The sequence below is a fragment of the Lactobacillus sp. PSON genome (genome assembly GCF_052615405.1).
This window is the reverse complement of the sequence record NZ_JBQXFW010000010.1, coordinates 68,356-81,290: the sequence shown is the minus strand read 5'-3', so window position 1 is coordinate 81,290 and position 12,935 is coordinate 68,356. Positions and strand designations below refer to the sequence as shown.

Sequence of the window (12,935 nt, the reverse complement as noted above, 5' to 3'; positions counted from 1 at the left end):
TAAATGCAAGTATTTTTTAGAAAAAGTTTTAAGAGCTGAAGTCTTACTCTGGCAAGGGATATGGAGTTGAAAACGCTAAAAATTAATAACAAAAAATAAAAATAATTTTGTTATTAATAACGTTTTTTAATAAAAAACCACATGGATTTTTTCCATGTGGTGAGTGTTATTAAATTATACTAGCTTTTTACGAATCCAACCTGAAATCCAGTCAATAACTACGACCATTACAATAATTCCAAGTAAGATAATTCCAACTCGATTCCAATCACGAGTATTCAATGCAAACATCAATGGTGTACCAATACCACCAGCACCAACTAAACCAAGAATAGAAGCTGAACGAACTGATACATCAAAACGATATAATGTATTTGAAACAAGCGCTGGCATCAAATTAGGCATTGTCGCAAACATTGCAATATTAAACTTAGAACCACCAGCAGCTGTGATTGCTTCATTTGCACCTTCGCCTAAGTTTTCAATAGCTTCAGAAAAGAGCTTAGCCAGCATCCCTACAGAGTGGAAGCCAAGTGCCAAAACACCGGCTGCAGCACCTGGACCAACAGCTTTAATAAACATCAATGCAAGAACAATTTCTGGAAATGATCTAATTGCAGTTAAAACAATATGACCTGTTCGACTTACAAACCATTTTTTATGTTTAGTATTGGCAGCCCAAAATGCAAAAGGCAATGAAATCACTGCAGAAATAAATGTTCCTAAAAATGCAATACACAAAGTTTGCCATAATTGAGAAACTAAATCTTCTCCTGTACCATTATAGACATATTTCCATTCTGGATGAAAAAGCCCCGAAAAAATTGATCCAATCAACTTACTAAAATTAGGACTTAATTTTAATTCCATTCCAGTAAACGACCAGATAATTAATCCGACAGTAATAATACCGCTTATCCAATAAGTTGCTTTCTTCTTCATATTTACCGGCTTAGCAGGCAATTTTGTTAAGCTATTCATTATTTCATTACCGCCTCTCTAAACTTAGAAGATACATAGTCAATAAGGAAGACTACAACAAAGATTACCAAAATAATTAAACCTGTTTGTGCATAATTAAATCTTCCTAAACTAATTTGAAGAAGAACACCGATACCACCAGCACCAACATAACCAAGAACAGTCGAAGCTCTAACATTAATTTCGAAAGCATATAAAACATATGAAATAAAATAAGTTAAAACTTGTGGCATTACAGCTTCTTGAATAATTTGCAGTTTATTTGCACCAACTGCTTTCATTGCTTCAATTGGACCTTCATCAATGGTTTCAATTGCTTCATAAAAGAGCTTAACAACTACTCCAAAAGTAAAAACAGTTAATGCCAAGACACCTGCAAGTGGTCCAATTCCTACAATTGCTGCAAAAATTGCACCTAATAGCAGGTCAGGCACAGTTCTGATAATATTCATAATAATTCTCAAAACTGCAACAATAATCTTATTTTTTACAATATTTCTAGCAATTGCAAAAGAATAAATAAAAGCAATAATCGAACCTAAAAATGTACCTAAAATTGCCATTTTCAAAGTTTCAATTAATGGTCCAACAACTGTTGAAAAGTAATTCCAATCTGGATGACTCATTTCAACAAAAATATCACAAAATTGACCAAAATTTTTAAATAAATCACTAAGATGAGTATCTGTGCTTTGAACTGAAAGAACAAAACCTACAATGAAAACAAGTATCCAAACAATATTCATTATTTGGAATTTTTTCTTTGGCAATTGTTTTAAATGCTCTGAATTATTCATTGCCACGCTTCTCCTTATCAATGTAAATATCCTTGAATACTGATTCTGGAGTTTCACTCATCTTACCGTCATAAACGATTTCACCTTTGCGCACACCGATTACACGACTACCAAATTCACGAGCAAGTTCCACACTATGCAAATTGGCAATAACAGTCATGCCATATTCTTCATTGAGCATTTTAAGGTCTTTCATAACGTGTTTTGAAGTGCGTGGATCAAGCGAAGCGGTTGGTTCATCTGCCAAAATAATCTTAGGGTCTTGAGTTAACACACGTGCAATTGCAACACGTTGTTGTTGACCACCAGATAATTCATCAGCACGAGTATAAACTTTTTCAGCTAAATCCACTCTTTGAAGTGCTTCATAAGCCTTTTGTTTATCTTCATCAGTAAATAAGTTAAAGGTAGATTTCCAAGTTGGATAATAAGCGATTCTTCCTGATAAAACATTTCGTAAAACACTTGAACGCTTAACTAAATTGAAACTTTGGAAAATCATCCCAATATCACGTCTAATTAAACGTAATTCCTTACCTTTTGCGTTAGTAATTGATTTTCCATCAATCAAAATATTTCCGCTGGTAATATCTTGCAGACGATTAATTGAACGAAGTAAGGTTGACTTACCCGCACCAGATAAACCAACAATTACCACAAATTCTCCCTTATTAATTGTGAGGTTAATATCTTTTAACCCAACGGTTCCATTATCATAAACTTTTCTTACATCTTGTAATTGAATCATTGGCTCGTTTGCCATAGTATTGCCCCTTTTTATTTGTTGTCTTCTTCTTTTTCAATAATTTTGTCGTATTTACGTACAACATTAAAGTCTGAATCTTTAACTGGAACATAGCCTTGATGCGTATATAGCGATGCAATCATTTCATGGCCTTCTTTAGACTTTCCAATTTCGATAAAAGCTTTTGCGAGCTTCTTTTTAAAAGCAGGACTCATATCACTTCTAACAGAAATAGTGTCATTTGGAATTGGCTTAGTGAAATAAATTGGAACTACGCGCTTCATAATATCTGGTACATCACCTTTAACTAAGTTTCTTGCATCTTCAAATACAAAAGCAGCATCTGTATCTCCATTTAAAACATCAAGTACCGCTTGGTCATGACCAGTCACAGTTACTAATTTACTATCTTTTAAAACGTTCAACCCTTTTTCTTCAAGTTCAGCAACCGGAAATACATATCCAGCACTGGAAGTCGGTGTTTGAACCGCAATTTTCTTGCCCTTTAACTGCTTCCAAGATTTAATTTTTGAACCTTTTTTGACTAAAATTTCTGCACGATATGAATCAACTAAATCCTTAGTGTTTTGTCCACCAGGTTGCTTAATTCCAAATCTTAAAGCTTGCAAAAGCACATCAGCAGCTCCTTGCTTATGAGCTAATACATATCCATCTGGAGGTAAAAAACCTACATCTACTTTACGAGACTTCATCGCTTCTACCACTGTGGTATAGTCAATGGACATTGTAACGTGTACTGGAATGCCTAACTTTTTAGACAGCATTTTTTCCATTGGCTTAGCCCGCGCTTCTAGCTTATTAGCAGCTTGGCTTGGTACAAAAGCAACAGTTAATGACTTTGGCGTATAATCTTTCTTCTGCTTAGAAGATGAAGATTTTGAACAAGCTGCTAAACTAATCGCCATAATTATACTTAGCAGTCCTAATAGCACCTTTTTTAACTTTTTCAATTTTTCCTCCGAAAAAACGAGCAATAAAAAAGACCCAATAACTAGCCAATAAGGCCTGTATCAAGTCTATTCAACAACTTTTTTACTGAAAAACGAACAAAATTCTCACGACCAAAAAAAGGGAACACCACACCCATAGGATTGCATTTTATAAAAAATGTTGTAAATCCCACTTGCACGATTACTCCCTCTCCTTTTCTTTACTCGCGTTCATTTGTAGAAAATAATACCTAAATATTCGGCTTTCCGCAAGAGAAATTTTAATAAAAAGCGCTTGCAATTTTGCAAAAAAATAAAAAGCCTGAAAAATCAGACTTTAAATTTTAATTTTTACGCATAGTTGGCTTAATTGGATTATTAGCCATATCAGTTCTAACAATCAACACATCAGCTAAAGCATGTTGATTAACATATTCAGTAACTGAACCCATAAGCATTCTTTCAACAGCGTTAAGACCAGTTGCACCCATAACAATTAAGTTATCGTTGTGATCTTTGATGAAATCATAAGAAATAATTCTCTTAGGACTACCATAACGAATGTGGTAATCAATATCATCGAAGTTGAAATTATCATGTGCCCATTTCTTCAAGCTCTTCAAATATTCTTCTGCATCTTGAGTCATTTGATAAATTGTATCGCCAGAAATCAAAGTGTCTTGCATTTCGCCCATAAATTGGCGAGTATCAATAACATTCAAAATATCTACATGAGCTTTATCGGTCATTGCAACTTTAACAGCTTTATCAAAAGCTCTTTCAGCTGATTCTGAACCGTCCACTGGTACTAAAATACTTTCTTGTGCCATATTTTCATCTCCTAATAATAGCATCTGCTTACTTAAGTTTATTTTAGCATAATTTTGTAAGCTGTTACTTCTTAATGTTTGTTTTAATTGAAGTTTGTTGGTACAATAATTCCAATTGTGAGAGTTTTGAGAGGAGGATTTTATTTTGAATGAAAAATTAACTAACCAATTAATAGGTGTAACCAGCGGTAGAAATTTCCGTGAACTTGGTGGTTATAAAACTTTATCTGGTAAAAAAATAAAAATGCATAAACTTTTAAGAACTGGTAATCTAGCTGATCTTTCTTTATTGGATTTAGATTTTTTAAAAGATTATGGCGTTAAAACTGTTGTTGATTTTAGAAGTCAAGCTGAAGTTGATAAGCAACCAGATCGTGTGCCAGAAGGTGCTAAATATGAATTTAACCCAGTATTCAGTGAGGATTTAACTAATTCATCAAAAAGTATTACTGATTTAGAAAATCAATCAAAGCAGGATGCAGACTTTGGTTTTGACCATATGCTTTACGCTTATGAGGATATGATTGAAAGTGATTCAGCTAGAAAAGCTTACCGTAGTTTTTTTGATGAACTGCTTGCCAATGATAAAGATAATGAAGCGTTAATTTTTCACTGTACTGCTGGAAAAGATAGAACTGGATTTGGAGCATTACTAATCTTGACTGCACTTGGTGTTCCACTTCAAACTATCAAGAAGGATTATTTACTTACTAATATTACTACTCGCGACTTTATTGAAGGCTTAGTTGAACGTGAAAGAAAGCAAGGTAAGAATGAAAATACCCTGCAATCAATTCGTGATATTCAAAGCGTTCGACCAGAATATATTGATCACGCCCTTAAAGTATTAAATGATAATTATGGTAGCATCAATAATTATTTACGGGAAGTAATGAAGTTATCAAGTGCTGATATTATGAAATTGCGTCAAATTTATTTAGAAGATTAAAAAAGCTGTCCAAACGGGCAGTTTTTTCTTTTTTAAAATTTTTGTTCTATTCAGAAATTAAGCTTTAACTATTTATTAACTTTCATCTAGTTTAGATTAAAAATTCATATCCGTTGAAATATTACGATAACTTTCAATATCTGCTTGAAGTTTTTTAATCTTGTCTTCCGCTGCATCAATTGCATCTTGCCCGGCCAAAAAGTGCAATGGAGGATTATCTTCATGGCCAATTTTAACTAAAGCTTCAGCAAGTTTTTGAGGATTACCCGGCTGCTTACCATTTTGATCAATAAAGAAATTTTGATAATTTTTTCTTCTCTCTGAATAGTCAGCAATTTCAATATCTCCAAATTTAGTTGAATTTTTAGTTAAAAACTCTGAACGGAAAAATCCTGGTTCAACAATTGTAAACTTAATATTAAATGGAGCAAGTTCTGGTACTAACGCTTCCATCCAGCCCTCAAGAGCAAATTTAGATGCTGAATAAGCCGAATTAAATTCAAAACCTTTAAGTCCTGCACTAGATGACAATGTAATTATATGACCTGATTTTTGTTTACGCATAATTGGAAGAACTTGTCTAGTCAAATTCATAGTACCAAAAACATTAGTCTCAAATTGTGCACGAATCTGCTTAGGACTAAGTTCCTCGAAATAACCACCATAAAAGTTACCAGCACTGTTTAATAAAATATCAATTCGTCCAAATTTAGCAATGATTTTTTCAAGAGCTACTGTAATTGAATCTGGACTAGTAACATCTAAAGATATCTTTAATAAGTTATCCGTATCTTCAAATACTTGATCAAGTTTTTCTGCATTTCTCGCAGTAGCTACTACCTTATCTCCACTATCTAATGCAGCCTGAGTAAAGTCTTTTCCCATACCTCTGCTAGCACCAGTAATTAGCCATACCTTTGAATTTTTAGTCATAATATTATTCCCTTTCTCGTCATTAATAATTTATGTTGACTATCTTATACCTTCGAGTTAACCTTAAGGCAAGTATTTATTTAAAAATTGGAGGAAATAATTGTACACCGTTAAAGAAATTTCTAAGAAGTTTGGTTTAACCCCATATACTGTACGTTATTATACAGATTTAGGACTCATTCCCACCGTTAAACGCGATAAAAATAATAATAGATTATTTGATAAAGATAGCTTTGAATGGTTTGTAACTATTATCCACTTAAAAAAATGTGGTATGACCATAAGTGATATAAAAAAGTATGTTGATTTATGCCAAGAAGGCAATTCTACGTTACAAGAGCGTTATGACTATTTAAAAAAATATAAAAATTATGCAGATGAACAACTAAAAGATGCAAAAGTCCAAGCCGAATTTATGAAAAATAAACTTGCCACATATGCTAAATGGATTAAAGAATACTCTAATGAAAACTATGAAAGAACATAACAAAAAAACTGCTCAAAATTGGGCAGTTTTTTAATTAAAATTTTTGTTCTAAAAATTCATAAATTGCTTTTGGATTTTCAAAATTTAAAAAGTGACGTAACTCATCAGTAGGTGTCTCTCCTAAAAAATCCATCACCTTACTTAATAGCTGAGCTTGACCATCTGGATGATTATCTAAGAGCATAAAAAGAAACTTAGCTTCTAATTTTTCACGCGGTTTTATCATATTGTGAAAAACCACTGGAGTTTTTAAAGCTACTGGAATAATTAAACTAGTATTTACAAATTCTCCCTCAGTATGCGGAATGGCAATATTAGGTAAATTTTTACCTAAAGTATTTAATGTTAATCCAGTTGGAAAATTATGTTCACGATTAATAATATGTTCTAAAAAATTTCCTTTTACATATCCATTTTCTAATAACTTGTCATATATTTTCTTTAGTACTTCATCTTGAGAAGTGCCATCTATTACGTAAACAGCATTTGGATTAAAATAATTTTGTTTTAACATTTTATGTACTTTCCTTTAAAAAAATTTCTTGTTAATACACCCATTAGGCTAAAACAACAAGACTAAATTTTCAAATATTTTAATGTTAAAGTTATTTAAGTAAGTTTTGATTTTTTAGGAGAAAATATTATGACTAAAACAAAGACAGTTTATTTTGGTGCCGGTTGGTTCAGTGACAAGCAAAATAAGGCTTATAAAGAAGCTATGGAAGCTTTAAAGGAAAATCCTACCATCGATTTAGAAAATAGCTATGTACCCCTTCAAAATCAATATAAAGATATTCGAGTTGATGAACATCCTGAATATTTGCACGATGTAGAATGGGCTGACGCAACTTACCATGGTGATTTGCTTGGTATTAAATCCAGTGACGTAATGATTGGTGTTTACATTCCTGAAGAAGAAGATGTTGGTCTTGGAATGGAACTTGGTTACGCATTAAGCCAAGGTAAATTCATCTTACTTGTAATCCCTGATGAAGATTATGGTAAGCCTATCAACTTAATGAGTTGGGGTGTTTGCGACAATGCAATTAAGATTAGCGAACTTAAGGATTACAACTTTAATCAACCACGTTACGGCTTTTATGATGGTGCCGTTTATTAATTAATAAGCTCCTGCTGAAACTGCTCAAGGCGAGTTCGTCAGGAGTTTTTATATTTTCAAACAAATTAAATGACCTTTCACTTAACTATCTAGTAAAAGGTCATTTTATTTTATTATTATATGTCATACATTAATCTTTCCGAAATATTCAATAAAGTGACTTCCTTATAAATATTGTTTCTGCGCTCACTTAATAAGTTTCGAGCCTCTTATGTTAAAAACTTAAGTCACTTCGTATATTTAACCATTAAGTTAATTATCATGCCCATTGGTATCACAAGCCTTTCAAAATTATTAATAATCTTACTTAGCCCATCGGAACTCATCCTCTCTTAACGTTCACTTCTTTTTCTTTACACTTATAATATATCAAATTCCTTCCATTTTGTAAAGCGCTTACATTTAAAATGCCTAATATTTTTTATCCTAACAAAAACCGTTGATAATTTTGAGGTTCATATCAATCAAACCTTTATTATCAACGGTTTTTAATACTTAACTAGAAAATATTTCTTAATTTATAAAAATCAAAATAAATATGAAAATGCATATTAACAGTAATATTATTAAAAGAGTTTTTATAAAAATATTATGTATTTTTTGACTTTTAATAATTTCAACTATGCCATATGTTGCAACGTACATTGGAATTATATTTATCCATGTTTGTGGATGGTTAGTATTTTTTAATGCTAAATACGATGCAACCATCAAAATAATTCCATAGCCTAAAAATGAAATAACTTTTTTCATAAACTAATTAAAAATTATGCCTTATATCTCGATTCACCATTTAAGTAAGTTTCACTCAATGTCATATCAGGATTCAAAACCAAGAAGTCAGCATCCCTATCCGGAGCAATAACACCACAATTATCCAAATGTGCGCTTTTTGCAGGAACATAACTTGCCATCATGACAGCTTTTTCAGGAGTAGTAATATTCCAATCAACCACATTCTTAACCCCATCTTTAAGCTGTAAAATACTTCCTGCTAAATTATCTCCATCTTTTAAGCGTGCCATACCATCTTTTACATATACTGGTAATTCTCCCAGCATGTAGTCGCCATCAGGCATCATTCCTGCTTCCATACAATCAGTAATGAGCGCTACATGTTCTTCGCCTACGGCATTAATCAAAGCGCGCACCATTGGCTCTTGCACATGATGACCATCACAGATAAGTTCATCAGTAATGTTATTAAGTGCCATTGCCGCATTTGAAATAGTAGCTCCATGATGAGCTGGATCTGGCATCCCATTAAAAGTATGAGTAAACATGCTAGCTCCAGCTTCTATTCCGCGTACTGCTTCTTCAAAGCTTGCACTTGAGTGTCCTAATGCAACAACTACGCCTTCTTTAGTCACTTCACGAATAAATTCAGCTGAACCTGGACGTTCTGGTGCCATTGAGATCTTCTTAAGCATTCCATTAGAAGCTTTACGCCATTTGTTAAACTCATCAACACTTGGATCCATCATATATTTAGGATTTTCTGCACCGGCATGTTCTTCTGTAAAAAATGGTCCCTCAAAGTGAATTCCTTTAATCTTAGCTCCGCTTTCTTCACCTTGATGCTCAGCAAACATTTCACAAATTTTTGTTAAAGTAGCACTTGCAGCAGTGATAGTAGTTGGCATCCAAGAAGTTACACCCGCACTTAAAAGGCCTTCAGAAATCTTATTGATTCCTTCCCAATCACTCTTCATCACATCTTCTTTTAACGAACCATGAATGTGGGTATCAACATATCCAGGAGCAATCCACTTACCAGAATAATCAATAATCTTTCCATTTGGCTTATCCGCTTCTGGATAATAAAAACCAAACTTACCATTTTCAATCTCTAAGTAACCACCATTTTCAGTTCTATTTTTCAAGAAAAATTTATCGGCATGAATATAATACTTCATAACTTTCTTCCTTCTACTTTTTAATAAAACAATCTAAACTCAATTAATTATAATTCTATTTTATCCTAAAAAATTGGTCTTTACCAGTTTTAGAATAATTACTCAAAAAATTTCTATTTTTTGGTTATAATGGTAGTAATAAGTTTTAGAAGAAAGAAAGAATTATAATGCAAGATCAAGATATGCAAATAAAAAGACACCAGCTAGGTCAACTTATTGGTGCTAACAAGCGTGACCATTACTATGAACTCCATTATTCCACTGGTGAGGTCGCTCGTCTTTATATTATTAGTGACGGGATCTTCCGTTATTTTTTAGATCCAAGTAAAAATTTTGACGAAAACCATACTTCATTTGTTGATCTATCTAAATTTGACAACCATTTATTTGAACAATCAAATCCACGTGCTACAAGTGATTCATTGATTATTCAATCAGGGAATTATCAGCTTATTTTTCAACAAAACCCAGCTGTAATGAGTATCTTTGATGAAACATTACACCATACTCGCTTAGTTCAAAAAAGTCCCATTGAAATCGGTCAAGATGCTAGTGTAGAAATTCTTAACCAAAATAAAAATGAATTTTATTATGGTGGGGGAATGCAAAATGGATATTTCAGTCATAAAGGACAAAATATCAAAATTAAACGTGACCAAATAAAAGGAAAAGGTGGAGTATTAACACAAGTTCCTTTCTTTTGGTCAAATGCTGGTTTTGGTGAGCTAAGAAATACAACTACTATTGGTGAGTATGACTTTGGTAAATTTGAAAAAGGAGCTACAATGTTAGCTCATAAAACCAATGTCTTTGATAATTTTTATATTATTGGAGATTCCCCTAAAGATATTTTAAAGAAATATTATCTCTTAACCGGTAAGCCAGCCCTTTTACCAAAATATGCCTTAGAATTAGGATATGCTGGCAACTTTTTAAATACTATGTGGAAACCAAGCGTAGCTAGAGACCGCAGTGCTGAAGCTTATGAAGATAATAATTACTATGTTCAAACTCGTTCAGCTGATGAAGCAGTTGCAAGTGCCTCTCTTAATGGAGAAAAACAATATCAATTTTCAGCTCGTGCAATGATTGATCGCTTCCAGCGTTTTCATTTTCCACTTGGTTGGTTTATTCCAAACTATGGCAATCATGATGTAGACGAAGAAGCAATTAATAACTTTAATAATTATGCAATTTCCAAAAAAGTTCAACCCGGGCTTTGGACTAATAATGCATCTTTACCTGCGACAACATCCTTTGTTGCAACTAATACCAGTGATAGCGACTTACTTCAAAAAGATACCCAAATCCTTGATAATAATATTAAACAAACTCGTCCATTAATTTTATCTACTACTGGTAATAGCGGCAGTCAAAAGAATTCCGCTATTGCTTTTGGAGATATTGGTGGCAATTGGGAAAATATTGCTACTCAAGTTGCCGGTTTTATCGGCTCTAACTTATCAGGTCAACCGATATTAAGTAGTGCAGTAGATGGAACTGAAGGCGGAGGAAACGCTCAAATTTCCATTCGTGACTTTGAATGGAAGACTTTTACTCCACTTCTCTTTAGTTTGGATAATCAAGGTAACTTTAGCAAGACACCATTTGCTTACAATTCTAAAATGACTCGAATTAATAGAGCTTATCTTACTTTACGCAAGCAATTAAGAAATTATCTCTACTCATTGATGTATACTGCACAAGATGGCGAGCCAATTATGCGACCATTTTTCATTGATTTTCCTCAAGAACATGTAAATTATACTGAACAAGTTGGTCATGAATTTATGCTTGGACCTAACTTATTAATTGCTCCTATTACTAATGGTCGCGAAGATGGCAATGGCGATAGCCGTAAGGATAACCTTTATTTACCAAATCATCGTACAATGTGGGTCGACCTTTTTACTGGAAAGAAATTCCTTGGAGGACGAGTATTTAATAAATTATCCTATCCAGTCTGGCACTTGCCCGTCTTTATTCGTGGAGGAGCTATCTTTGATATTGGAGAGCGTAATTTTGTGCTTTATCCTCAAGGAAAGAGCAGCTTTACCTTCTATGATGACAATGGTTCAACTGATTATACTCATAGTCATAGTGAAACTACTATTTCATCAAATCTAGAAGCTGGCAAATTAACTATCAATATGGAACCAGTGGATGGAAACTTTTCTAAGATGGAAACTCACCAAACTACCAACTTAAATATTATGTGTGATTCTTATCCAGATCAGGTAAAAGTTAAAATAAATGATCAAGATGTACCAATGCAAGAATATGGTACAGTTGATACGTTTGCTCATGCAAAAGAAGGCTATTTCTTTAATACTAATTACAATTGGACTCCACAATTTAGTGATTATCAAACTAATAAACAAATTGCTCTTCAAATCAAATTAGCAAATCGAGATATTACTGATTCTAAAATTGAAATTGAAATTCAAAACTTTAATTATGGAAGCAGCACTCTAGTTCATGCAATCACTGATTCACTATTACGTTCACCAAAACAACCAATGATTGACCAAACTAAGACCAGCGCTCATTCATTAACTGTAACTTGGCCTCAATTAACAGACCGTGTCCAAATCGAAGTTAATGGATTACTTTATGATGGCATTGATGGGGATAACTTCACTTTCCATGAATTAACGCCAAATACACGCTATGTCATGCGCCTCCGTTATGTTGCAGGAAATAAAGTATCTGAGTGGTCAGATCCATTTGGAGCAAAAACTAAACCCGACGCCTTAGATTACGCAATTGATAATGTTCGTGTTAACAGTAATTTAGAAAGTGAAGGTCATCATCCACTTAGTTATTTAACTGATCTTAAACTTGCTAGTGAATGGAAAACTTTAGATGAAATAAGTGAAACAAATCCATTGAAATTAACTTTTACTTTCAATAAGCTTGAAAGTTTAAGTCGGATGGCATTTGTTCCTCGTAATATTGACCATGATAGTGATCCTACTGAAGTTAGTGTAGAAATTTCTACAGATGGTGAAACTTTCAAACCATATGGCGAGCGTTTATCTTGGAAAGCTGATAGCAAAAACAAAGTTATCGGTTTAAGAGATGTAAAAGCTAAGGCCGTTCGATTAACTATCTATAAATCTAGTGGCAAAAAAGTTGCCGGTAGAGAAGTATTATTCTTCCGTGATAAAAATGCATTAAATTAGTTAACTTTATAACAAATAAAAGACTCTAGGATTACTAGAGTC

12 protein-coding genes are annotated in these 12,935 nt (G+C 33.1%); 4 read left to right on the top strand and 8 right to left on the bottom strand.

Annotated features, from left to right (window positions below):
- Positions 1 to 174: 174 nt before the first annotated feature.
- From phnE (ACTHPI_RS09195) to ACTHPI_RS09175, 5 genes are all read right to left on the bottom strand, one after another.
- The gene (phnE, locus tag ACTHPI_RS09195) at positions 175 to 981 is read right to left on the bottom strand and encodes a phosphonate ABC transporter, permease protein PhnE (RefSeq protein ID WP_445353837.1); all 807 of its coding nucleotides are present in this window, start codon (positions 979 to 981) and stop codon (positions 175 to 177) included.
- Positions 981 to 1,778 carry a phosphonate ABC transporter, permease protein PhnE gene (gene phnE, locus ACTHPI_RS09190; RefSeq protein WP_445353836.1) on the bottom strand — a complete coding sequence of 266 codons (798 nt, stop codon included), beginning with the start codon at positions 1,776 to 1,778 and terminating at the stop codon, positions 981 to 983. The genes phnE (ACTHPI_RS09195) and phnE (ACTHPI_RS09190) overlap by 1 nt, the downstream gene beginning before the upstream one ends.
- Positions 1,771 to 2,541 (bottom strand): phosphonate ABC transporter ATP-binding protein, encoded by a 771-nt coding sequence (phnC, locus tag ACTHPI_RS09185; protein ID WP_445353835.1) that lies wholly within the window; start codon positions 2,539 to 2,541, stop codon positions 1,771 to 1,773. Before phnC ends, phnE (ACTHPI_RS09190) begins: the two co-directional genes overlap by 8 nt.
- Positions 2,542 to 2,555: 14 nt before the next feature.
- Complete coding sequence (locus ACTHPI_RS09180) at positions 2,556 to 3,494, bottom strand: phosphate/phosphite/phosphonate ABC transporter substrate-binding protein (RefSeq protein WP_445353834.1); 939 nt, start codon at positions 3,492 to 3,494, stop codon at positions 2,556 to 2,558.
- A 323-nt stretch (positions 3,495 to 3,817) separates the two neighbouring features.
- Positions 3,818 to 4,303 (bottom strand): universal stress protein, encoded by a 486-nt coding sequence (locus ACTHPI_RS09175; RefSeq protein WP_445353833.1) that lies wholly within the window; start codon positions 4,301 to 4,303, stop codon positions 3,818 to 3,820.
- 145 nt (positions 4,304 to 4,448) lie between these two features.
- Here ACTHPI_RS09175 and ACTHPI_RS09170 point away from each other — a divergent pair, with 145 nt between their 5' ends.
- On the top strand, positions 4,449 to 5,252 hold the full coding sequence (locus tag ACTHPI_RS09170) for a tyrosine-protein phosphatase (RefSeq protein ID WP_445353832.1): 804 nt from the start codon (positions 4,449 to 4,451) through the stop codon (positions 5,250 to 5,252).
- Positions 5,253 to 5,348: 96 nt separating this feature from the next.
- Here the strand turns inward: ACTHPI_RS09170 and ACTHPI_RS09165 are convergent, their stop codons facing one another.
- The gene (locus ACTHPI_RS09165) at positions 5,349 to 6,185 is read right to left on the bottom strand and encodes an SDR family NAD(P)-dependent oxidoreductase (RefSeq protein WP_445353831.1); all 837 of its coding nucleotides are present in this window, start codon (positions 6,183 to 6,185) and stop codon (positions 5,349 to 5,351) included.
- A gap of 100 nt (positions 6,186 to 6,285) precedes the next feature.
- Between ACTHPI_RS09165 and ACTHPI_RS09160 the strand changes: the two genes are divergently transcribed.
- Positions 6,286 to 6,672: a MerR family transcriptional regulator gene (locus ACTHPI_RS09160; RefSeq protein WP_445353830.1), complete on the top strand. Its 387-nt coding sequence runs from the start codon at positions 6,286 to 6,288 to the stop codon at positions 6,670 to 6,672.
- Positions 6,673 to 6,706: 34 nt separating this feature from the next.
- Here the strand turns inward: ACTHPI_RS09160 and ACTHPI_RS09155 are convergent, their stop codons facing one another.
- Positions 6,707 to 7,186 (bottom strand): PTS sugar transporter subunit IIA, encoded by a 480-nt coding sequence (locus ACTHPI_RS09155; protein ID WP_445353829.1) that lies wholly within the window; start codon positions 7,184 to 7,186, stop codon positions 6,707 to 6,709.
- 129 nt (positions 7,187 to 7,315) lie between these two features.
- Here ACTHPI_RS09155 and ACTHPI_RS09150 point away from each other — a divergent pair, with 129 nt between their 5' ends.
- Positions 7,316 to 7,792, top strand: a complete 477-nt coding sequence (locus tag ACTHPI_RS09150; RefSeq protein WP_445353828.1) for a nucleoside 2-deoxyribosyltransferase — start codon at positions 7,316 to 7,318, stop codon at positions 7,790 to 7,792.
- A 767-nt stretch (positions 7,793 to 8,559) separates the two neighbouring features.
- Here the strand turns inward: ACTHPI_RS09150 and nagA are convergent.
- Complete coding sequence (gene nagA, locus ACTHPI_RS09145) at positions 8,560 to 9,708, bottom strand: N-acetylglucosamine-6-phosphate deacetylase (protein ID WP_445353827.1); 1,149 nt, start codon at positions 9,706 to 9,708, stop codon at positions 8,560 to 8,562.
- Positions 9,709 to 9,875: 167 nt separating this feature from the next.
- Between nagA and ACTHPI_RS09140 the strand changes: the two genes are divergently transcribed.
- Positions 9,876 to 12,893, top strand: coding sequence for a TIM-barrel domain-containing protein (locus ACTHPI_RS09140; protein ID WP_445353826.1), 3,018 nt, complete (start codon positions 9,876 to 9,878; stop codon positions 12,891 to 12,893).
- Positions 12,894 to 12,935 lie beyond the last annotated feature (42 nt).

Excerpts from the sequence above, each read along its gene's own strand:
- phnE (WP_445353836.1), bottom strand. The coding sequence starts at position 1,778 with ATGAATAATTCAGAGCATTTAAAACAATTGCCAAAGAAAAAATTCCAA.
- ACTHPI_RS09175 (WP_445353833.1), bottom strand. The coding sequence starts at position 4,303 with ATGGCACAAGAAAGTATTTTAGTACCAGTGGACGGTTCAGAATCAGCT.
- nagA (WP_445353827.1), bottom strand. The coding sequence starts at position 9,708 with ATGAAGTATTATATTCATGCCGATAAATTTTTCTTGAAAAATAGAACT.
- ACTHPI_RS09150 (WP_445353828.1), top strand. The coding sequence starts at position 7,316 with ATGACTAAAACAAAGACAGTTTATTTTGGTGCCGGTTGGTTCAGTGAC.
- ACTHPI_RS09140 (WP_445353826.1), top strand. The coding sequence starts at position 9,876 with ATGCAAGATCAAGATATGCAAATAAAAAGACACCAGCTAGGTCAACTT.
- ACTHPI_RS09165 (WP_445353831.1), bottom strand. The coding sequence starts at position 6,185 with ATGACTAAAAATTCAAAGGTATGGCTAATTACTGGTGCTAGCAGAGGT.
- ACTHPI_RS09155 (WP_445353829.1), bottom strand. The coding sequence starts at position 7,186 with ATGTTAAAACAAAATTATTTTAATCCAAATGCTGTTTACGTAATAGAT.
- phnC (WP_445353835.1), bottom strand. The coding sequence starts at position 2,541 with ATGGCAAACGAGCCAATGATTCAATTACAAGATGTAAGAAAAGTTTAT.
- phnE (WP_445353837.1), bottom strand. The coding sequence starts at position 981 with ATGAATAGCTTAACAAAATTGCCTGCTAAGCCGGTAAATATGAAGAAG.